This is a genomic window from Agrobacterium sp. NPDC058088 (assembly GCF_042885035.1).
GTDB lineage: Bacteria > Pseudomonadota > Alphaproteobacteria > Rhizobiales > Rhizobiaceae > Agrobacterium.
Map to the genome: position 1 here is coordinate 12,572 of NZ_JBHVSU010000002.1, position 19,678 is coordinate 32,249.

At 58.5% G+C, this 19,678-nt stretch carries 19 protein-coding genes, 1 tRNA gene and 1 riboswitch; of the genes, 11 read left to right on the plus strand and 9 right to left on the minus strand.

The features are described from left to right. Nucleotides 1–139: 139 nt before the first annotated feature. Nucleotides 140–673, minus strand: a complete 534-nt coding sequence (locus ACFVTJ_RS05345) for a GcrA family cell cycle regulator (protein WP_386905314.1) — start codon at nt 671–673, stop codon at nt 140–142. A gap of 432 nt (nt 674–1,105) precedes the next feature. Between ACFVTJ_RS05345 and ACFVTJ_RS05350 the strand changes: the two genes are divergently transcribed. The 3 genes from ACFVTJ_RS05350 (at nt 1,106) to ACFVTJ_RS05360 (ending at nt 4,509) form a co-directional block, all read left to right on the plus strand. Then, nucleotides 1,106–2,305, plus strand: coding sequence for an aspartate aminotransferase family protein (locus ACFVTJ_RS05350; RefSeq protein WP_386905316.1), 1,200 nt, complete (start codon nt 1,106–1,108; stop codon nt 2,303–2,305). 57 nt (nt 2,306–2,362) lie between these two features. After that, the gene (argF, locus tag ACFVTJ_RS05355) at nt 2,363–3,280 is read left to right on the plus strand and encodes an ornithine carbamoyltransferase (protein WP_174035551.1); all 918 of its coding nucleotides are present in this window, start codon (nt 2,363–2,365) and stop codon (nt 3,278–3,280) included. Nucleotides 3,281–3,519: 239 nt separating this feature from the next. Continuing rightward, complete coding sequence (locus ACFVTJ_RS05360) at nt 3,520–4,509, plus strand: Hsp33 family molecular chaperone (protein ID WP_386905318.1); 990 nt, start codon at nt 3,520–3,522, stop codon at nt 4,507–4,509. Nucleotides 4,510–4,563: 54 nt separating this feature from the next. Here the strand turns inward: ACFVTJ_RS05360 and apaG are convergent, their stop codons facing one another. Beyond that, entirely contained in the window at nt 4,564–4,956 is a 393-nt protein-coding gene (gene apaG, locus ACFVTJ_RS05365) for a Co2+/Mg2+ efflux protein ApaG (protein WP_386905320.1), read from the minus strand. A 233-nt stretch (nt 4,957–5,189) separates the two neighbouring features. Continuing rightward, complete coding sequence (locus ACFVTJ_RS05370; RefSeq protein ID WP_386905322.1) at nt 5,190–6,374, minus strand: O-succinylhomoserine sulfhydrylase; 1,185 nt, start codon at nt 6,372–6,374, stop codon at nt 5,190–5,192. A gap of 43 nt (nt 6,375–6,417) precedes the next feature. After that, a riboswitch (SAM riboswitch) is annotated at nt 6,418–6,496 on the minus strand. A gap of 73 nt (nt 6,497–6,569) precedes the next feature. On the opposite strand from ACFVTJ_RS05370, the gene ACFVTJ_RS05375 reads away from it, so the two are divergent. Further along, complete coding sequence (locus ACFVTJ_RS05375) at nt 6,570–7,667, plus strand: 2'-deoxycytidine 5'-triphosphate deaminase (RefSeq protein WP_386905324.1); 1,098 nt, start codon at nt 6,570–6,572, stop codon at nt 7,665–7,667. A 57-nt stretch (nt 7,668–7,724) separates the two neighbouring features. Further along, nucleotides 7,725–7,798 (plus strand) — tRNA-Gly (locus tag ACFVTJ_RS05380). A gap of 122 nt (nt 7,799–7,920) precedes the next feature. Here ACFVTJ_RS05380 and ACFVTJ_RS05385 read toward each other — a convergent pair. Beyond that, the gene (locus ACFVTJ_RS05385; protein ID WP_386905326.1) at nt 7,921–9,855 is read right to left on the minus strand and encodes a glycosyltransferase family 2 protein; all 1,935 of its coding nucleotides are present in this window, start codon (nt 9,853–9,855) and stop codon (nt 7,921–7,923) included. Nucleotides 9,856–10,024: 169 nt separating this feature from the next. On the opposite strand from ACFVTJ_RS05385, the gene ACFVTJ_RS05390 reads away from it, so the two are divergent. Beyond that, nucleotides 10,025–10,786, plus strand: a complete 762-nt coding sequence (locus ACFVTJ_RS05390; protein ID WP_386905328.1) for a transporter substrate-binding domain-containing protein — start codon at nt 10,025–10,027, stop codon at nt 10,784–10,786. Between the two features lie 28 nt (nt 10,787–10,814). On the opposite strand, the gene uppX is transcribed toward ACFVTJ_RS05390, so the two are convergent. Next, nucleotides 10,815–12,107, minus strand: coding sequence for a Wzx-type polysaccharide biosynthesis protein UppX (uppX, locus tag ACFVTJ_RS05395; protein ID WP_386906857.1), 1,293 nt, complete (start codon nt 12,105–12,107; stop codon nt 10,815–10,817). Nucleotides 12,108–12,393: 286 nt separating this feature from the next. Here uppX and uppY point away from each other — a divergent pair, with 286 nt between their 5' ends. Next, nucleotides 12,394–13,689, plus strand: a complete 1,296-nt coding sequence (gene uppY, locus ACFVTJ_RS05400) for a Wzy-type polysaccharide biosynthesis protein UppY (protein ID WP_386905330.1) — start codon at nt 12,394–12,396, stop codon at nt 13,687–13,689. Nucleotides 13,690–13,715: 26 nt separating this feature from the next. After that, nucleotides 13,716–14,468, plus strand: coding sequence for a polysaccharide deacetylase family protein (locus ACFVTJ_RS05405; protein WP_386905332.1), 753 nt, complete (start codon nt 13,716–13,718; stop codon nt 14,466–14,468). A 63-nt stretch (nt 14,469–14,531) separates the two neighbouring features. Here ACFVTJ_RS05405 and ACFVTJ_RS05410 read toward each other — a convergent pair whose 3' ends face one another. Both ACFVTJ_RS05410 and ACFVTJ_RS05415 read right to left on the minus strand, forming a co-directional pair. Beyond that, nucleotides 14,532–15,182: a helix-turn-helix transcriptional regulator gene (locus tag ACFVTJ_RS05410; RefSeq protein WP_006313323.1), complete on the minus strand. Its 651-nt coding sequence runs from the start codon at nt 15,180–15,182 to the stop codon at nt 14,532–14,534. Nucleotides 15,183–15,294: 112 nt separating this feature from the next. After that, nucleotides 15,295–15,945, minus strand: coding sequence for a response regulator (locus ACFVTJ_RS05415; protein ID WP_386905334.1), 651 nt, complete (start codon nt 15,943–15,945; stop codon nt 15,295–15,297). A gap of 242 nt (nt 15,946–16,187) precedes the next feature. Between ACFVTJ_RS05415 and ACFVTJ_RS05420 the strand changes: the two genes are divergently transcribed. Beyond that, a complete protein-coding gene (locus ACFVTJ_RS05420; protein WP_386905336.1) occupies nt 16,188–16,541 on the plus strand; it encodes a DUF952 domain-containing protein in 354 nt (117 codons plus the stop codon). Further along, on the plus strand, nt 16,541–17,632 hold the full coding sequence (locus tag ACFVTJ_RS05425) for a quinone-dependent dihydroorotate dehydrogenase (RefSeq protein ID WP_386905338.1): 1,092 nt from the start codon (nt 16,541–16,543) through the stop codon (nt 17,630–17,632). Before ACFVTJ_RS05420 ends, ACFVTJ_RS05425 begins: the two co-directional genes overlap by 1 nt. Before the next feature lie 36 nt (nt 17,633–17,668). Here ACFVTJ_RS05425 and ACFVTJ_RS05430 read toward each other — a convergent pair whose 3' ends face one another. Both ACFVTJ_RS05430 and ACFVTJ_RS05435 read right to left on the minus strand, forming a co-directional pair. After that, a complete protein-coding gene (locus ACFVTJ_RS05430; RefSeq protein WP_386905339.1) occupies nt 17,669–18,166 on the minus strand; it encodes a CAP domain-containing protein in 498 nt (165 codons plus the stop codon). Between the two features lies 1 nt (nt 18,167). Beyond that, nucleotides 18,168–18,434 carry a DUF6460 domain-containing protein gene (locus tag ACFVTJ_RS05435; protein ID WP_003493739.1) on the minus strand — a complete coding sequence of 89 codons (267 nt, stop codon included), beginning with the start codon at nt 18,432–18,434 and terminating at the stop codon, nt 18,168–18,170. Between the two features lie 169 nt (nt 18,435–18,603). On the opposite strand from ACFVTJ_RS05435, the gene ACFVTJ_RS05440 reads away from it, so the two are divergent. Further along, entirely contained in the window at nt 18,604–19,545 is a 942-nt protein-coding gene (locus ACFVTJ_RS05440) for a methyltransferase domain-containing protein (protein ID WP_386905342.1), read from the plus strand. Nucleotides 19,546–19,678: the final 133 nt, after the last annotated feature.

The following is a 19,678-nucleotide window of genomic DNA, read 5'->3' on the forward strand; positions in this document are numbered from 1 at the left end:
CCGGATTGAAGGGCGAAACCCGACGACGATGAATAGGCCTTGGTGTTCTGCTATAGCCGTCCGGGAAGCGTCGTACGTGTCACAAAAAAACGGGCCCGAAGGCCCGTAGTTTTTGAGTGTCAAATGCGTGCCGCAACACTCAAGCCTTACGGCGCTCGCTGACCGGCTGGTAGGCGAGCTTCGCATGGAACTTGCAATAGGGCGAAGATTCCAGCGCTTCACAACCGCAGAAATGGAAATCGTCTTTCAAGGGATCGCCAACCGGCCACTTGCAGGTGCGCTCGGTGAGTTCCGTCAGCGTCAGGCGACGGGAAATCGGGGTGACAACGTTTCTGGACGGAACGTAATCGAGGACTTCCGCAGTCTCGATGCCGATATCTTCCTGAAGAGCCGTTGCTGCGTTAGAACGCGTCAGAACCCGAGCAGGCGCGGTGCCGACGCGGCCCACGAAATTCGTCGCGCGTGGAGCGGGGGCCGCGGCACGCTTGGGAGCGGAACGCGCCGAAGTGACCGGACCGCCAGCCTTGACGCGTCCCGGCAGGTTAAGACGGTGGACCTTGCCGATGACGGCATTGCGGCTGACACCGCCCAGCTGTGCTGCTATCTGGCTGGCGCTAAGCCCTTCGGACCACAATTTCTTGAGTTTCTCGACCCGTTCGTCTGTCCAGTTCATGCCGCTTCTCCGCTTTTCGCGTGTATTTTCGGCAGAATCCCTCTCCGTCTCGCGGGATGTGCCGCGAGTGTGGTTTCTGCCTGATTTTTGGTGACTAGTTCCGCCGCAATGCAGTCTAGTAATTAGCGATTAACCTAGTGCCACGCAGACTCCGTGGCAAGAGTCACGGGAATCATCTCGAATCGATTTTCCGGTTTTCCCCAACTTGCTGGCGAGTAGAGTCAGAAAGGCAACACCTGGGGTCTGCCGAGCCGCCACCTACTAGGGCTTGATAAGCCTAGGAAATACGGACTTTTGTTGACATCGGCAGGCGAAGTGACAATAGTGCCCGTGCCGCCGCGAGGCGGCATTTTTGATTTTCAGGCGAGGGATAACCTCACTAGCCTATTGACAACCGTCTGACAGCGCATTTGCGCAAGGAGTGATACAGCCATGGCCGAAGCCGCCGCGCCATTGTTCGATACGTTTTCAAGAGCCCCCCTGCGCTTTGAGCGAGGCGAGGGCGTCTGGCTGTTCACGGAAAGCGGCGAGCGATATCTGGATTTTGCGGCCGGCGTTGCCGTCAATTCGCTGGGCCACGCCCACCCGCATCTTGTCGACGCGATCAAGACGCAGGCCGAGAAGGTCTGGCACGTCTCGAACCTTTATGAAGTGCCCGGACAGGAAAAACTCGCCAAGCGCCTGACGGAAGCGACATTCGCGGACAAGGTCTTCTTTACCAATTCCGGCGCGGAAGCGCTGGAATGCGCGATCAAGACCGCGCGCCGTTACCACTATTCCAAGGGGCATCCGGAAAAGTTCCGCATCGTCACCTTCGAAGGCGCCTTCCACGGCCGCACGCTGGCGACGATCGCTGCCGGTGGCCAGCAGAAATATCTCGAAGGTTTCGGTCCCAAGGTCGAAGGTTTTGACCAGGTGCCGTTCGGTGATGTCGATGCGCTGAAAGCCGCCATCACGTCGGAGACGGCTGCGCTTCTGATCGAGCCCATTCAGGGTGAGGGCGGCATTCGCGCGCCAGCCAAGGAATTCCTGCAGCTGCTGCGGTCGCTCTGCGATGAACACGGCCTGCTCCTGATTTTCGATGAAGTCCAGACCGGTGTTGGCCGCACGGGCAAATTCTTTGCCTATGAGCAGACGGGTGTCGCGCCTGACATCATGGCGGTGGCCAAGGGTATCGGCGGCGGTTTCCCGCTCGGCGCGTGCCTTGCAACGGCCGATGCCGCTTCCGGCATGACGGCCGGCGTGCATGGCACCACCTATGGCGGCAACCCGCTGGCCATGGCTGTTGGCAATGCCGTGCTCGATGTCGTCCTTTCCGAAGGCTTTCTGGAAAAGGTTCGTGATGTCGCGCTCGTCTTCCGCCAGGGCCTTGCCTCGCTGAAGGATCGCTATCCAGATGTGATTGAGGAAATTCGCGGCGAAGGCCTGCTGCTCGGCATCAAGGCCAGGGTTCCCTCGGGTGAATTGCTGCAGGCCATGCGCGCGGAACATCTGCTCGGTGTACCGGCGGGCGACAACGTCATCCGCCTTCTGCCGCCGCTCGTCACCACGGCGGAAGAGGCTCGCGAAGGCTTGGCGCGCGTGGAAGCGGCCGCCGCATCCCTGACCGCCAAGCAGGCGAAAATCGCCTGACGAAACAATAAAATGCGGGCCTCTTCCTGGAGGCTCGCGAGCATGGGACAGTTTGAAATGGCTTCACCTAAACATTTTCTCGACCTGTCGGCCGTTGGCTCGCAGGATCTGCGGGCGATTCTTGATGATGCCCGCGCGCGCAAGGCCGCCACTAAGGCCGGCACGGCGGAAAAGCCGCTTGCTGGCAAGATGCTGGCGATGATCTTCGAAAAGCCTTCCACCCGCACCCGCGTCTCCTTCGACGTCGGCATGCGCCAGCTTGGTGGCGAAACGCTTTTCCTCTCTGGTACTGAAATGCAGCTCGGTCGCGCCGAAACGATCGGTGACACGGCGAAGGTGCTGTCGCGTTATGTCGACGCCATCATGATCCGCACGACAGATCATTCGCGCTTGCTGGAGCTTGCCGAACACGCGACCGTGCCTGTTATCAACGCCCTGACCGACGACACGCATCCCTGCCAGATCATGGCCGACATCATGACCTTCGAGGAGCATCGCGGCCCGGTAAAAGGCAAGACCATTGCCTGGACCGGTGACGGCAATAATGTCCTTCACTCTTTCGTTGAGGGCTCCGCGCGCTTTGGTTATCGCATGACGATGGCGGTGCCGATGGGTTCCGAACCGCATGATAAGTTCCTGAACTGGGCCCGCAACAACGGCGGCGAGATCGCACTGTATCATGACGCCGACAAGGCGGTTGCGGGTGCCGATTGCGTCGTCACCGATACCTGGGTCTCCATGAACCAGGAGCACAAGGCGCGCGGCCACAACATCTTCCAGCCCTATCAGGTCAATGAAGCCCTGATGGCCAAGGCGGAAAAGGACGCGCTGTTCATGCATTGCCTGCCGGCCCATCGTGGAGAAGAAGTGACGGATGCGGTGATCGACGGCCCCCAATCGGTAGTCTTCGATGAGGCGGAAAACCGTCTCCACGCGCAGAAGTCCATCATTGCCTGGTGCATGGGCGTGATCTGAGGAATTCACCCGCTCCGATCGTCGTCGGGCCGGGTTCTTGAACTTCCCTGCATCGATTACCATCTGTGGCACTTCGAGGAGGCTCGTCGGTTTTGCTGGCGGGCCATCATCACGATTTGCACGTTTTTCCCCGGAAGCGGTTTCTCTTGCCGGGTCTCTGTGCGACAAGCAAAAAAGCACATTTTGAAAGCCGGACTTTTGGACGGTAGCGGCGCCACGGCTGCGCCAAGGAGTATGACATGGCAGATGTAACGGTTGAACTGGACGATCTCGATTTTGCTGGCGACGACAAGGTTGTGCCCTTTCAGGTCGAAGGTCTGGATGTGCGCGGCCGCGCGGTCCAGGTTGGGCCGCTGCTGAACGCCATTCTTGAAAGGCATGATTATCCCGCTGCCGTCGCCAGGCTGCTGGCGGAAGCGACCGTTCTGACGGCGCTGATCGGCACCTCACTCAAGTTTTCCGGCAAGCTCACTCTCCAGACCAAGGGCGATGGCCCGGTTGATCTGCTGGTCGCGGATTTCTCCGCGCCGGACAGTATGCGCGCTTATGCCCGTTTTGATGAGGAACGGCTGGCCGAAGCGGTTGCAGCCGGGGCGACATCGCCGGAGCAATTGCTGGGCAACGGCATTCTCGCCTTCACCATCGATCAGGGCGCGGGCATGCAGCCCTATCAGGGCATCGTGCCGCTCGATGGCTCGTCGCTGGAAGACATTGCCGGGGTCTATTTCCGCCAGTCGGAACAGCTTCCGACCCGCGTGCGCCTGGGCGTTGCCGAGTTCTTCGACCGCGACGGCGAGGGCAAGCCGCGCCACGCCTGGCGTGCAGGCGGCTTGATCGCGCAGTTCCTGCCACAGGCCCCCGAGCGGTTGCGCATGCGTGACCTGCATGGTGGCGATGGTGACGAGGGCGGTCATGAGGTGCAGGAAGACGATGCCTGGACCGAAGCCGTAACGCTGCTGAACACGATCGATACCGATGAGCTGACCGATCCGCAGGTGCCGGCGGAACGCCTGCTCTACAGGCTTTTCCACGAAAGCGGCGTGCGGATTTATGACCCGCAGGCCATTTTCGACCGCTGCAGCTGCTCGCGGGACAAGATCAAGGGTGTGCTGTCAGGCTTCACCGCCGAGGAAATCAAGGCAAGCGAGGAGGATGGCGCCATTTCGGTCACCTGCGAGTTTTGCTCCACCACCTATCGCTACGATGTCAGCGAATTTGAGAATGCCTGAACAGAAGGCCGCGCTCCAAAGGGGCGCGGCTTATTTTTGGCCGGGTGGCAGTCGTCAGTTCAGAACCCGCATCAGGCCGGGGGAATCCAGCGAAAAGGCGGGAATCGTGACATTGAACACCTCGCCATTTTCGGTTTCCATTTCATAATGGCCGAACATAAGGCCTGACGGCGTATCCAGCGGACAGCCGGAGGAATATTCATAGCTGTCACCGGGTTTGAGCTGCGGCTGCTCGCCCACGACGCCCGGCCCGTAGACCTCGTCCACCTGTCCGTTCTGATCGGTAATATTCCAATAACGGTTGACGAGTTTCACGGGCACATCGGAATTGTTCGCGATCACGACCTTGTAGCCCCAGACGTAACGATCGTCATCCGGGTCGGATTGTTCCTCGAGATAATACGGATCGACCGTTACCTCGATATCCCTTGTCAGAGCACGATACATACGCGCCACACCTCGAAATTATGCCTGCCGCCATATCCTACACTATAGGCTCTGGCTATCGTCAAGGAAATGAATGACTTGACGGGCAGGGGGCGTCTCCCGTTGCGCTGTTTTTTGCCATTAGGGATAACGGTAAAGGTAAATATTGGTTGCCTGATACCGCCTTTTCCGGCCACGCGGGCAAACCATGGCCCGACACGCGGCCGGGCCATGGCAATTTGGCGTTTGAATTTTCAGGCGGAAACGGCCTCGAGACCCTTCGCCAGATCCTCAAGCAGATCGTCCGTATCCTCGATACCGCAGGAAAGGCGCAGTGTGCCGCCGGAAATGCCGAGTTCGGCGCGCGCCTCGTCGGTGAGGTTCTTGTGCGTCGTCGTACCCGGATGAGTGATAAGGCTCTTGGCGTCGCCCAGATTGTTGGAAATCTTCACGATTCCCAACGCGTTCTGCAGCTTGAAGGCTGCTTCCTTGCCACCCTTCAGCTCGAAAGCGACCAGCGTCGAGCCGCCGGACATCTGGCGCGCAATGATATCCGCCTGCGGGTGATCGGCACGGCCGGGATAAATGACCTTGGCGACCTTGCCACTTTCGGCAAGGAAGTCCGCGATCTTGGAGGCATTGGCCGTCTGCTGCTTTACGCGCAGTGGTAGCGTTTCGATACCCTTCAGAAGCGTCCAGGCATTAAACGGCGACATGGCCGGGCCGGTATGGCGGAAATAATCCTGCAACTCTTCTTCGATCCACTTCTTGTCGGAAAGGATCACGCCGCCGAGGCAGCGGCCCTGGCCGTCAATATGTTTGGTGGCCGAATAAACCACGATATGCGCGCCAAGTTCGAGCGGCTTCTGGAAAAGCGGCGTCGCAAAGACGTTGTCGACCACCACCTTCGCGCCGATCTGGTTGGCGAGCTTCGCCACACCGGCGATATCAACCACCTCAAGCGTCGGATTGGTCGGGCTTTCGAGGAAGAATAGCTTGGTGTTCGGCTGGATCGCCTTTTCCCAGTTGCCGAGATCACGTCCGTCGATCAGCGTGCATTCGATGCCATATTTCGGCGCCAACGTTTCAACCACCCAGCGGCACGAGCCGAAGAGGGCGCGTGCGGCAACGATGTGGTCGCCGGCGCGCAGCTGGCACATGATGGCGGCGGTGACGGCAGCCATGCCGGAGGCAAGTGCGCGGGCGTCTTCAGCGCCTTCCAGCAGGCACATACGCTTCTCGAACATGTCATTGGTGGGGCTCGCATAACGGGCATAGATAAAGCCGTCCGTCTCACCCTTGAAGCGCGCTTCGGCGGCTTCAGAGTTCTCATAGACGAAACCCTGGGTCAGATAGATTGCTTCCGACGTTTCACCATAGGGTGAGCGTAGCGTACCGCCGTGAACGAGCTGGGTTGCCGGGCGCCATTTATTGCTCATGTGATCACCTTCAAAACAAAAAAACCGGCCGCAAAAGCAGACCGGTTCCTAGCACCCGGTCTTTTTAGCCACTTGTTTAACGTGGCTGCAAGCCGACCGGCCAAATCACCACGGGATAAGCTTGCCATACTGCCGTTACCGGCTTGCGTCAATGCTTTCCTTTTGGTTTTGTCGCCGTAAAAAGGAATGATGACCATGACGAGAACCACGGGCATTTTGGCGGACGGCGCAATCCGGGCGCTGTTTACGGGCGGCAAGCTGAAAAGCGAGGCCGATCTCGATATCGACCAGGTGCAGCCCGCCAGCCTCGATCTGCGGCTCGGCTCCAAGGCTTACCGCGTCCGCGCCAGCTTCATGCCCGGCCCCGGAACCCGTGTCATCGACAAGCTCAATCGCCTCAGCCTGCATGAGATCGATCTCAGCCAGGGTGCGGTGCTGGAAACCGGTTGTGTCTATATCGTTCCGTTGATGGAAAGCCTTGATCTGCCGGCAGACATGTCGGCCTCGGCCAACCCGAAAAGCTCGACCGGCCGTCTCGATATCTTCACCCGTGTAATGACCGACAATGCGCAGGAGTTTGACAAGATTCCGGCTGGCTATGCCGGTCCGCTTTATCTCGAAATCAGCCCGCGCACCTTCCCCATCGTCGTGCGCCGCGGCTCGCGCTTGTCGCAGATCCGTTTCCGCATCGGCCATGCGCTTCTCAATGAAAGCGAACTGCTGAAGCTGCACGAAACTGAAACGCTGGTGGCAAGCGAAAACCCGAACGTGACGGGTGGCGGGATTGCACTTTCGATCGATCTCAAAGGTTTCGGTGAGAACGGGCTGATCGGCTATCGCGGCAAACACCACACGGCGGTGGTGGATGTCGACAAGAAGGCCCAGCACGATATACTCGATTTCTGGGAGCCGCTCTTCGCCCGCGGCCGTGCGGAACTGATCCTGGACCCGGACGAGTTCTATATCCTTGTTTCACGCGAAGCCGTGCACGTACCGCCGCTTTATGCGGCCGAAATGACCCCCTTCGACCCGCTGGTGGGCGAGTTCCGCGTACACTACGCCGGCTTCTTCGATCCCGGCTTCGGCCATGCGCAGGCTGGCGGCACCGGCAGCCGCGCCGTTCTCGAGGTCCGCAGCCACGAAGTGCCCTTCATCCTGGAACACGGCCAGATCGTCGGGCGACTTGTTTACGAGCATATGCTGGAAAAACCGGAGGGCCTCTACGGCACCGGGCTTGGTTCCAACTATCAGGCACAGGGGCTGAAGCTCTCCAAGCATTTCCGCGCCGAGTAATGATCCCCCGGCGGGGCGCTTGACACCCGCCGCGAACTGTCCGATGTCTTAGCCTGCGCGGGTGTAGCTCAATGGTAGAGCAGCAGCTTCCCAAGCTGAATACGAGGGTTCGATTCCCTTCACCCGCTCCACTTCCCACCCGGAAACGTTGCAAATAGTACGCCTCTTGATCGGCGGTAATTGGCTGAAGCAGCCGGGTGAGTTTTCCCATGACTGGAAGAAGCGCGCGACTGTTGGCTCCCGCGAATGCGGGTCAGGTCGTTTCCTTGGCCACCGGCACATGCGGCGTCTTGTTCCAGACGAAAGGGCGCGTTTTAAGCTCCACCATGGCCCGCCAGGCTGCCACTGATAACATTAGCCAATAGAGAGGCATTGCCAACCATCGCTTTCCGACCTTCCGCCTTTCATAGGCAATCATTCTGCTTCGGCCCATCAGCACGGAGATCGTGTAACTTCCAACGATATTCAACGCATCGATAAGAAACAGCACGCCCTGCCATGTGAAGAGCAGTTGGACGCCATTTTCCTGGATGGCCATGGCCATGAATGCCAGGAAAATGAAGAGCAGGGGATGCGTCAGCGACGACAGAATCATGCCGCCGATCAGCAGCTGAAAGGCGATGTAGGCAAACCATCCCATGGCATGCGCGGTTGCAAAGGGTGTACGGGTCATGACCAGCCAGCTTTGCAGCCAACCCTTGAACCAGCGTGTTCGCTGGTTCAGCCACACAGGCAGCGATGTCGGCGCATCCTCCAGCGTCTGGCGGCGGATGACGCCGCAGCGATAGCCGAGCCGATGCAGCCTGAGGCCAAGATCGGCATCTTCCGTGACATTGTAGGGATCCCACGCGCCGGCCCGCCGCAATGCGGCAGTCCGGAAATGGTTGGAGGTGCCGCCAAGCGGCATCGGGAGGCCATGGGCGGCGAGGGCCGGCAGCATGCAGCGGAACAAGCCTGAATATTCCAGTGCGAAACAGGCGCTCAGCCAGGAAGAAGGGGCGTTGCTGATGATAAGGGGTGCCTGCAGGCAGGCCATATCCGGTTGGTTACGGAAGGCGGCATAGGCTTCGCGCAATTGCTGCGGATGGGGCCGGTCCTCGGCATCATAAACGACCACGAATGAGCCCCGCGCACCGGAAAGGGCGTAAGTGAGGGCCTTGGGTTTGGTGCGCGGCTGGGAAGGCGGCACGTTGATGATCTCCATATGCGAGCCGGGATTCATCCGCCGGATCGCCTCGATGGTTGCACCGTCGTCGGCCTCGCAGATAAGCTTGATATCGAGCCGGGATCGAGGCCAATCCAGACGCTCCAGTGCATTGACGAGCTGTTCGATGACGGCCTCTTCGCGGTAAAGCGCCACCAGAATTGTGTAAACCGGCAGTTTGTTTTCGTGCTGAAGAGACAAGGCTGTTTCTGTGTGGGTTTCCCGAGGGGTATGGGCGAGGGCAAAGAGCCGAAACAGCAGGGTGTTTAGGTAGAGCGTCGACAGGGTAGCGTGAAGCCAGGCCATGGCCATTTCACTATAAGTCAGCAGCGAAAGGACGAGCAGGGTGGCGAGAATACCACCATAAAAGCCTTGCTGGCCATGCAAAGTGATCTTGGCGGAATGCTGGGGCGCAGCGTTGAAAAGCTGCTGCCGGGTTTCCAGCAGGCGGCGGGCTTCACCCGCTTTCCAGATCGCGCCGCGCATGGCTTGCGGCGTGGTCACGGCAAGTTCGTCGAGAAGATGCGGACGCTCATCCAATATGTTTTTCAATAATGCTATCCGCGCAAGTTCAGGCACGATCAGCAGCGGCGTTTTGCCGTCCTGCGGCATCAGCCGCAGAAACCTCGGTTCGGCGAGCTGAAGATCGAAATTATCTAAATTCGCTATCCGTTCCGACGCGATTTCCGGGATAAACGGCAACCGCAGATATTTGGCGAAGGCGCTGAAATACTCTTCTGCAGTGACGAGGCCGCTTACCAGCAATTCCTCGTCCACAGTCGAGCCGTTTTCGAGCGCCTGCTGCTCAAGTGCCGCGATATGCGACTTGTCCAATCCCAGCGAATGGAGAAAACAGGTTTGCCCGGTTTGGTCCTGTTCGGGAGAAACCGAAGGCGGATTCCCATCCGTATGGGAAAATGTAATTTTTCCTTCTGCCGGCGTCGTTAGAAACGAATCTCGTGTATATTGCCTGAAACAATCCATGCATCGCTGCCGCCGTCATGGTAACGCCCATTTCCTGCTACGGATACTATAGATGAGAATAGCGAATGTAATGCGAAATATAAGTCTATATTTTACTTTAGCTTTCGCTTTACAATTTGTTGGTTACTTTAGTGAAGCTCGTGCCGAAGGTCTGTCGGATGGAAACCGCATGCCGGTTTTGTTCGATGCGCAGGAGCGGTTTCCGGGTGGCGATCTTTCGTCTGTTCCCCGCATCAGGTTTTTGATGTCTGTGGATTTCCCACCCTTCAATTTCACCGATCAGGAGAGCCGGCTTGCGGGCTTCCATGTCGATCTGGTGCGGGAAATCTGTGCCCAGCTGAAGGTGGAAAGCAAATGCCAGGTGCAGGCGTTGCCTTTTGACGAGCTGGAAGCGGCACTCGAAATGGGTGAGGGCGAAGCGGTGATTTCAGGTCTCGCCACCACGGCTGATCTGCGCAAGAGCTTTACCTTCTCGCGGCCCTATCTGTTGTTGCCCGCCCGGCTCGCGGTGAACAAGGCGGCAAAATTCAACGGTTCCGGCGCGGAAGCGCTTTCTGGAAAGAAGGTCGGCGCGATCGGCAATTCGCGGCACGAACAAATGCTCAAAGCGTTTTTTCCAAAAGCCAAGGTCGAAGCTTTTGATGGCTATGAACCCATGTACGAGGCGTTGAAGACAGGCAAGGTGGACGCCATCTTCGCCGATGGTCTTCGTTTGCCTTTCTGGGTTTCGGGAAGCGCTTCCGAAGGCTGCTGCGCGCTCTTCGGCGGCCCTTATATGTCAGACCGGTTTCTCGGCGAAGGCCTGTCCATCATGGCGGTCGATCCGGACAATGTTCTGGTGCCGGCCTTCGATCAGGCGCTGGCTGCCCTTTCACGAAACGGCCGGCTGGAAGAAATATATCGGCGCTATTTCCCCTACGGGCTCTACTAGAGAATTCCGTCGACCGTCGCGACGGACTTTATTTGGCCGGCGCGAAAACCTGTTCGTTGCGTCGCAGGCGCAGAAGCGCGATCCACACGGCGGCGGCGATGGCGGTCTCCACCAGGAAATAGCTGCCGATCGTTCCCGAAATGCTGAAGGACCAGGTGAAGAAGGCAACGACGACGGAGCCGATGAGATTGCCGCTGTTCCAAATCTTCGCGCGAATATCCTGGCGCCCGGAAGCACCAAGCGCCTCGAGTGCGGTGGCCGCAACGGCCATGGGCAGAACTACCCAGCAGAGCACGCGGGTTATGATGGGCAGAGAGACATATTCGTCGCCGAACAGCAGCGGTAGGAAGGGGGCGATGATGAAAATGGCAAGCGCACTGCCGGTTGCGATGACGAGCGCGGCCTTCAGCACATTATAGGCGCGTCCTATGGTCTTGGTGATACCCTGCAGGGCGGCGGAGGCCGAGCCCGGATAGATCAGCCGGTTGAGGGCCTCGACGGAGAGATAGGAACTATCGAGAATGCGCCGGGCGATGGAATAGCTGCCCAGCACCTCGGCACTCGCAATGGCGCCGAGAACGAGAATATCCGCATTGCCGCGCACGGCCTTGAACAGGAACTGGGTGGAGAACAGGATACCGATGCGGATTTCCTCGCGCACGATCCGAAACACCGGGCGGCCGAGCCTGTTGATCGCCTTGACGGAAATCATGGCTGCAACGGTGTGCGCGGCAAGGTTCCAGAGCGCCCAGGCCTCAACCGTTTCCACCTTGAAGATGAGGCAGGCCAGCACCGCGGCAATGGTGCGGGCGACGGCGAACATCACTTCCAGCTTGTTTGCCGAGGCAAAGTTGGAATGGGCGATGAAACTCTGCGTGGAAAGCGAGATCACCTTCAAGAGAACGAGGTTGGTGAACAGGATCAGGAAGGTGGTGATCAGTGTGTGAAGCAGGGTTTCCGAGGTCGGGAAAAACACCGGGATCGTCACCATGCCGATGATTGTCAGCACCACGCCGGTTGCGGCACTCAGCAGATAGCTGTGGCCGAGCATCACGGGAAACATGCTGCGATCCTGCGCGACCCGGCGTATCAGCGATTCCTGCGAGCCGATGCCGCAGATCTGTACGCCAAGATTGGTGACAGCCGTGATCGACGCATAGAGCGCGAATTGTTCGACGCCGAGATGGCGGGCAAGCAGCGCGAAGGTCAGGAGTTGGGCGGCACTGGACATCAGAAGCGCCCCGCCGGATGCCATATAGGTCAATCCCAGTCTGACTAGATGGCCGAACCGCGGCGTATTAAACGACACCTCATTCTCCATGTTTTCCGGCATTGCCGGCAAATCCGACAATGACTGCGCTTCTTTTCTGAAAATCCGCGAACTGAAAAAGCCGCAACCGGCCAATAATACAAAAGCCCGCAACCCAATGGATTGCAGTTTATCCTGTCTTATCCGTCTTGAGGTAAGAGAGGGTTAAAGCAATTGCATAATAATGACTATAATGACTGTTTATGGTTATTTGGACATGGCCCTGTTTCAGAAGGGTTTCGTTGTTCGTCACAAGGCAGGCCCATGATCCGATCGTCCAGTTCCAGTGCACGCGACCATGCCGCGTTCGGCTGATACACAGCCCATCCCTGCGCAAGGCAGCGCCATATCCCTTGCCGGCGGCCGGCGCGACGCGTTTTTTTTCGTCGCCACTATGCTCTATATCTGGATTTCCGTAGCGCCTTTTGAAGATCTCGCGGCGCCTCCTATACCGCGCGCGGCGGCAAACCAGCTGACCGGCCTCGTGATAGCGCTGATCCTGGCCGTTTTTGCGCTGCGCCACCGATTGACGGGGCTTTTGCTGAGGCCACGCCTGCCCATCCTGCTGCTGTTTTTCTGGCTGGCTCTCTGCTCGGTGCTTGGCACCCAACCCGGCACCTCGTTGCAGCGGCTGGTCTTCACAGCGCTTTTGTGTTTCATCACCAGCGTTCTCGTCGTCATGCCCCGGGATCGGCGGCAGTTCGATCGAATGATGGCCATCTTCGCCATTATTCTGCTGGCGCTCTGTTATCTGGGCGTTATCTTCCTGCGTTCTCGCTCGGTTCATCAGCCCTTTGACCTTGATGAAAAGGCGCTTGCGGGTGATTGGCGCGGCATCTTCAATCACAAGAACGCCGCCGCCCCGGCCATGATCATTCTTTTCATGATCGGACTTTACCTGCGCAACGCCTGGTCGACGCTGGGCGGCATCGCGATTACGCTGCTGGCCGGGTTCTTTCTCTGGAAGACCAATGGAAAAACCGCGGCCATGCTTTTGCCTGTCACCCTGGCGCTGGTCTGGATCATGGAAAGGCACGCCCATCGTACCCTGCTGATGATCGGTGGTCTTCTGGCCTTTCTCAACATCGTCGCGGTCGGCTCTACCTATTTCCCGAGCATACAGAATTTTGTCGAAAGCTTGGGCATCGATTCCACTTTCACCGGCCGGACGGACATATGGCGCCTGTCCTTTGACACCTTCGCGCAATCGCCGATCTTCGGGCAGGGGTTCCAGGCATTCTGGACGAGTGACCGGCTGCTGTCGCAGGCCGATATTGCCGGCACCTGGGCGGTCACGGCTTTCCATGCCCATAATGGTTATGTCGAAAGCCTGCTGAATGGCGGCCTGCCGGCCTTCATTCTCACGGTCATATGGCTGGTCATCATACCCGCAAATGATTTCCACACGGCGGTGGACAAGGGTACGGACGCGGGACTGACCCGTCTTTTTGCACGAATTTGGGTGTATGCTCTACTTTCTTCGTGTCTTGAGAGTAATTTCTTTACCGGAACCGGGCCTATTTGGTCTTCTCTGCTGATCGCAGTCTATTGTTTGAGGCATCAGGCTCACGACATACTCGAACAGGGGCAGTAATTTGCGGATAGGCCGGGGGGCTTCGTATGACGCAAAAAATCGGGACTTTTGCAGACCGGATCAATAATCGGCTGGTGCGGTATTTTCCGGGACCAGCGGTGCGGATCGAAACATCCGAGCCGATCGTGTCCTTCACTTTCGACGATGTGCCGGCCACCGCCTGGACGAAGGGGGCACGGGCCCTGGAAAACGAGGGCGTTTGCGGAACGTTTTACATCGCCGGCGTCTTCATCGACAGACACGATGAACAGCAGGAGATGATTTCCACACAAGGCTGTTCGGAACTGGTAGCGGCCGGCCATGAACTTGCCTGCCACACCTTTTCCCATCGCAAACTCTCGAGATTTTCACGACGGGGGCTCGAAGAAGATCTGGAACGCAATGATAGCGTGCTGGGCGCGTTCGATGAAAACCGGCACAGCCGAAATTTCTCCGTTCCCTTCGGCATGGCCTCGCCGGTCATGCAGCCCCTGCTGCGGCGCCGGTTCAGGACTGCACGCGGCATCATGCCTGGCATCAACCGGGGCAGTGTCGACCCGCATAATCTTGCCGCAGTCGAGTTGCGTGCGGATGAAAACTACCTCGATGCTGCCGACCACTGGCTTGAGGATGTTTTGCAAAAAGGCGGCTGGCTCATCATCTTCACCCATGATGTTTCACAGACACCAAGCTTTTACGGCTGCCCGGAGGACAGATTTCAGGGTCTCGTCCGCAGGGCGGCGTCCGGCGGTGCAAAGATCATGACGGTCGATGCCGCGGCAAGGACACTCGGCCTCTAAAGGAATATTCCCCGCGTGTATGTCCGAGCGGCAGCGCGAAAACTTCTGTCCGCAATTGCGGAACTATTGGCTGGCCCAGATGATACGGGCAATCCACTCCACATCGGCCATATCGAAGCTGCGATTGGGATGTTCGGGGTTGAGCGAAAGAAGCTCGATGTTTTTGGGGCTTTGCCGCGCCAGCACCTTGGCCATCACTTCGCCATCGCGGCTTTTCAGCACCACGCGGTCACCACGCCGCACCTGCGCGCCCGGTTCCACGATGAGAATGTCGCCATCGCGGTAAAGCGGCATCATGCTCTCGCCTTGCACTTCCAGTGCGTAGACGCCCTGCTTACGCTCGGGAGAAGAGGGAAATTCCACCACATCCCAACCCTGACCCGCCGGAAAACCGCCATCATCGAAAAAGCCGCCGGAACCGGCCTGCGCGAAACCGAGCAGGGGAATGGCATTGTCGGCACCGGAAGGCTGCATCGTCTGCGCCCTGCCGAAAGCATAACCGAAAAACTGGTCGACACTGGCTCCCGTCGCCTCCAGCACCTTGGAGACGGATTCCGTCGAGGGCCAGCGTTTGCGGCCATCCGGCCCGAAGCGTTTCGACTTATTGAACGAGGTGGGATCGAGACCGGCACGCTTCGCCAATGCCGAAGGCGTCAGCTGATGGCGTTCGGCAAGCGTATCGATGGCGCTCCAGATCGTCTCGTGTGACAGCATGATAGAAAGCCCGCAAGTGGAGCCGATAGCGGAAAGCTCCTGTCGTTTACTGACCGGAATCTAGACCAAATCCGGTCAGGAGTAAAGGAAGAAAAGGAATAAAATCCTTACCCTACGCCACCATTGCCGAGGTGTTTATCTTGGCGAGCTGGATGACCGCCTGCGTGCGGCTGTCGACCTTGAGCTTCAGCAGGATCGCCGAGACATGTGCCTTGATGGTGGCTTCGGAAACATTGAGCTCATAGGCGATCTGCTTGTTCAGCAGCCCTTCGGCCAGCATGCCCAGAACCCGGCTTTGCTGCGGCGTTAATGTTCTGAGCCGGCCGATGAGATCGGCCACATCAGGGTCCTGCTCCTTCTCACCGTGATGACCGGTCGGTATCCAGACATCGCCTTCCAGAACCGCGCGGATGCCGTCTCTGATATCGTCAATGCCCGAGGATTTTGAAATGAAACCGGAGGCGCCGAGTTCGATCGACCGGCGAACGGTGGTCGCATCATCCGTTGCCGAAACGATGACGATCGGCAGGCTGGAAAATTCCGCTCGCAACGCCATCAGGCCCGAAAATCCGCTGACCCCTGGCATGGCAAGATCAAGAAGCATGAGATCGGCGTCGTTGCGCGCTGCGGCTGCACGTCGCGCAGCCTCAAAATCGCCGGCCTCAATGATGGTTTGTTGCCCGTCAAGACCGGTTACGGCTTGTTTCAGGGCTCCGCGAAAAAGCGGGTGGTCGTCTGCAATGATAATGACAAGTTCCGACATTCTGGCCCCCTCCCAAGGGCGTTATGCGGTTCTTTCGCAGCTAGTGGCTTACTCCCTTTGCCGATGGTCGAAACACACCCGGCTCCTACGCCAAAGGTTGCGCCAATCACTTCGGCATTACAAGGAAAAGCTTGTGGACACGCGGTCTTTCAGGGCTTCCGCAATAAAAATACCGTGGAAACTGTGGACAATCTTCGAGCTTTGCGGCAAATCCCGCTGAGTGGAAAGCCTTGGAGAGCCCTATGCAGGAAACGCCCGCGATCATCTATAAAATCGTGCCGGAGACGTTGTGGAATGCGGCCAGGGCAAAAGGCGAGTTCGAAGGCGCGGCCATCGACCTCACCGATGGCTTCATCCATTTTTCGACGGCAAAGCAGGTGGCGGAGACTGCCGCGCGGCATTTTTCCGGCCAGGCCGACCTGCTTCTGATCGCGGTCGACGGGGCAGCACTTGGCGACAAGCTGGTTTATGAACCGTCGAGAGGAGGCGATCTTTTCCCGCATCTTTACGCCGCGCTTCCCCTCAGTGCTGTGCTTTGGGAAACGCCACTCTCCCTCGATCATGATGGCCAGCACCAGTTTCCGGAGATTTTGTGATGAGCGGATTATTTTCCTCTTTCGGCCGCAAGGGTCTTTTTCTCATAGATCCGGAAAAGGCGCATGGTCTTTCCGTCGCGGCGCTGAAAAGCGGCTTCCTGCCCACCTGCATGGTGCCGCATGATCCGCGCCTGCAGCAGACGGTGGCAGGCCTCGTTTTCCCCAATCCGCTCGGCATGGCGGCGGGCTACGACAAGAATGCGGAAGTACCGGAACCGCTGCTGCGGCTTGGTTTCGGCTTCACCGAAATCGGCACCGTCACCCCGCGGGCGCAATCCGGCAATCCCAAGCCGCGCATTTTCCGCCTGGTCGAGGATGAAGGCGTCATCAACCGCCTAGGCTTCAACAATGAAGGCCATGCTGCGGCGCTGGAACGCCTGAAACAGGCGCGTCTGCGCGGCATCGTTGGCGTCAATATCGGCGCCAACAAGGATAGCGAAGACCGCATTGCCGATTATGTTCAAGGCATCGAGGCGTTTTATTCCGTCGCGTCCTATTTTACCGTCAATATTTCCTCGCCCAACACGCCCGGCCTGCGCGACCTGCAGGCGCGTGAAAGTCTCGCAGCTCTTTTGCGTGCAGTTCTGGAACGCCGCAAGACGGAAACGGAGCGCTTTGGCAAACGCATTCCGATCTTCCTCAAGATCGCGCCCGATCTGACGGAAGAAGGGCTGGACGATGTTGCCGAAGAGGCGCTCGCCCATGATCTCGATGGTCTGATCGTTTCCAACACCACGCTGGCTCGCGAAGGCCTGCGGCCAGGCCCAAACAAGGGCGAGGCTGGCGGGCTGTCGGGCAAGCCGCTCTTCGAGCTTTCCACTACGGTTCTTGCCAAGATGCGCCGTCGCGTCGGCGCCAATCTGCCGATCATCGGCGTTGGCGGCGTTTCATCTTCAGAAACGGCTCTGGAGAAGGTAAGGGCAGGGGCCGATCTTGTGCAGCTCTATTCCTGCATGGTCTATGAAGGTCCGGGCCTGCCCTCGGCCATCGTCAAGGGCCTGTCGAAGCTTGTTGCCCGTGAGGGCGTGGAATCGATCCGCGACCTGCGCGACAGCGGGGTGGACCGCTGGGCTGACCGTAAGCTCGGCTGAAGAGGGAGGGAGCGGGGTGATCCCCCGCCCGTGAATTCAGGCGCAGAGCACCATCGCCCAATAGGGGCGGTTGCGGCTGGCGGCATCATAGGCGACCGCGACGCCGAGACCGTTATACGGCCCGAGCATGTTTTCGAGATGGTGTTTGGAGCCGATCCAGGCTTTGACCACCCGTTCCACGCTGTCCTGCCCGGCAGCCACGTTTTCCGCGGCTGGAAGCGGCACATTGCCTTCCTTCATGCGTATGAGGAAACTGTCGGTCAGGCCGATCAGGTGCGCCATCTTCTGCGCCTTGACCATACGGCCAGCCTGATAGGCGGCGGCGCTGCTTGCCGCGCTATTGATAGCGAGAGGCGACAGGCCTTTCGAGCGACGCAGGTCATTGACCATCGGAAGCGCCGCTGCCGTCTCATCGCGGGTGCCGGATGGCAGACCCTTGTTGGTGGGCACGGAAACGCAGGCGGAAAGAACGGAACCAGCGGAAAGCAGCACGAAGCCGCGCCGTGAAAGCGTTTGAAACGTGGAATCGGTCATGTCAGCGGCGATAGCTCAGGAGACGCAGGATGATGAAAACGGGAATGACGATCGTTGCGCCGAGGATCAGATAGTCACCGATCGCACCAAGCGCATGAAAGCCGCTGCGCCAGAGGTCAACGACGAAGTCGCGTGCGCCATAGATGATGTTCCAGGGCGTCAATCCGAAGATCGCCATCAGAAAACCGACGAGCAATGAAACGACGAGCAGCTTCACCACGGTGCGAGCCACCGTATCACCCAGCATTTTGTTGACCTCACCGGCCATCAGCAAGTCTCCTGTTTTGTCCTGACATATGGGGCGCACCGCTTCGATGCAAGTTTTCACGCACTATATCGCGCCATATCAGCCAATTCCACGCGGGTGCCATGAAATAGGACTTGAGTTTTTTTATGGCTTGATAAATGACAGCCGGCATCTTCTCAGGAAATCATTGATGGCCCCAAACCAGTTTTCTTCCGGTGATGTCATTGCCGACCGCCGGGCCGACTATGCCCGCATGTTGGCGGAAGGCGGTGATTATCCCGCCGCCGCCGAACTCATGGAACAGGCGCTTGAACTTGCGCCACGGTGGACGGCGGGCTGGTTTCGCTTCGGGGAATATCACGAAAAGGCGGGAGAGACCGCAAAGGCAGTGGCGGCTTACGAGAAAGTCGCCGAGCTGGATGGGGAAGGGCTGTTTGCAGCCGAACTGAAGCTCGCGGTTCTCGGTGCCGCGGAAACACCTGAACAGCCGCCGAGCCGCTATGTGGAAGGGCTGTTCGACGATTATGCCGACCGTTTCGAAACCTCGCTTGTCGAGAAGCTTGATTACAGCGTGCCGCAAAAACTGGCGGAGCTGATCGGCAAGGCGGCCACACGCGGCACCTTCGACACCATCGTCGATATTGGTTGCGGCACCGGTCTCCTGGGCATCGAAATCCGTTCCCTCGCAAAACGGCTTGAGGGTTTTGATATCTCCCAGAACATGCTGGCCAAGGCGGAGGAAAAAGGTCTTTACGATCATCTCGGCCAGGCCGATCTTTCGTTGGAAGCTGGGGCATCAGGGCTGTTTACCCCGGAACTCGCACATCACCGCGCCGCTCTCGTCGCCGCCGCCGATGTGATGATGTATCTCGGTAGCCTCGAAACCGTCATGCCGCTCGTTTCCGCCCTGCTTGCGCCATCAGGCTTCTTTGCCTTCTCGGTGGAGGATGCGGGGGACGAGGAAGGTTTCGTGTTGCGGGAATCCCTCCGTTACGCGCACTCCAAACGCTACGTGACCGATCTTCTTGAGCGGACGGGCTTTTCCCCCATCGAAATCCGCAAAACCACCATTCGCAAGGATGCCGGAAAACCCCTTTCCGGCATTCTCTTTCTTGCCCGCGCCAAAGCCTGAACATTTCGTTTCTTGCCTTTTTCACGATAGGTCAGGCTTGCTTACGTATCCATCTTGATCAGATGTTTTTTGCAGTGCAAAATATGCCGGAAACCTGAGGGAAAAAGCGTGAGCACAACGAGAAGCGTTTACG

Coding starts and splice junctions, on each gene's coding strand:
- ACFVTJ_RS05345 (WP_386905314.1), bottom strand. CDS start 673: ATGAACTGGACAGACGAACGGGTCGAGAAACTCAAGAAATTGTGGTCC.
- ACFVTJ_RS05350 (WP_386905316.1), top strand. CDS start 1,106: ATGGCCGAAGCCGCCGCGCCATTGTTCGATACGTTTTCAAGAGCCCCC.
- argF (WP_174035551.1), top strand. CDS start 2,363: ATGGCTTCACCTAAACATTTTCTCGACCTGTCGGCCGTTGGCTCGCAG.
- ACFVTJ_RS05360 (WP_386905318.1), top strand. CDS start 3,520: ATGGCAGATGTAACGGTTGAACTGGACGATCTCGATTTTGCTGGCGAC.
- apaG (WP_386905320.1), bottom strand. CDS start 4,956: ATGTATCGTGCTCTGACAAGGGATATCGAGGTAACGGTCGATCCGTAT.
- ACFVTJ_RS05370 (WP_386905322.1), bottom strand. CDS start 6,374: ATGAGCAATAAATGGCGCCCGGCAACCCAGCTCGTTCACGGCGGTACG.
- ACFVTJ_RS05375 (WP_386905324.1), top strand. CDS start 6,570: ATGACGAGAACCACGGGCATTTTGGCGGACGGCGCAATCCGGGCGCTG.
- ACFVTJ_RS05385 (WP_386905326.1), bottom strand. CDS start 9,855: ATGGATTGTTTCAGGCAATATACACGAGATTCGTTTCTAACGACGCCG.
- ACFVTJ_RS05390 (WP_386905328.1), top strand. CDS start 10,025: ATGCCGGTTTTGTTCGATGCGCAGGAGCGGTTTCCGGGTGGCGATCTT.
- uppX (WP_386906857.1), bottom strand. CDS start 12,107: ATGGAGAATGAGGTGTCGTTTAATACGCCGCGGTTCGGCCATCTAGTC.
- uppY (WP_386905330.1), top strand. CDS start 12,394: ATGCCGCGTTCGGCTGATACACAGCCCATCCCTGCGCAAGGCAGCGCC.
- ACFVTJ_RS05405 (WP_386905332.1), top strand. CDS start 13,716: ATGACGCAAAAAATCGGGACTTTTGCAGACCGGATCAATAATCGGCTG.
- ACFVTJ_RS05410 (WP_006313323.1), bottom strand. CDS start 15,182: ATGCTGTCACACGAGACGATCTGGAGCGCCATCGATACGCTTGCCGAA.
- ACFVTJ_RS05415 (WP_386905334.1), bottom strand. CDS start 15,945: ATGTCGGAACTTGTCATTATCATTGCAGACGACCACCCGCTTTTTCGC.
- ACFVTJ_RS05420 (WP_386905336.1), top strand. CDS start 16,188: ATGCAGGAAACGCCCGCGATCATCTATAAAATCGTGCCGGAGACGTTG.
- ACFVTJ_RS05425 (WP_386905338.1), top strand. CDS start 16,541: ATGAGCGGATTATTTTCCTCTTTCGGCCGCAAGGGTCTTTTTCTCATA.
- ACFVTJ_RS05430 (WP_386905339.1), bottom strand. CDS start 18,166: ATGACCGATTCCACGTTTCAAACGCTTTCACGGCGCGGCTTCGTGCTG.
- ACFVTJ_RS05435 (WP_003493739.1), bottom strand. CDS start 18,434: ATGGCCGGTGAGGTCAACAAAATGCTGGGTGATACGGTGGCTCGCACC.
- ACFVTJ_RS05440 (WP_386905342.1), top strand. CDS start 18,604: ATGGCCCCAAACCAGTTTTCTTCCGGTGATGTCATTGCCGACCGCCGG.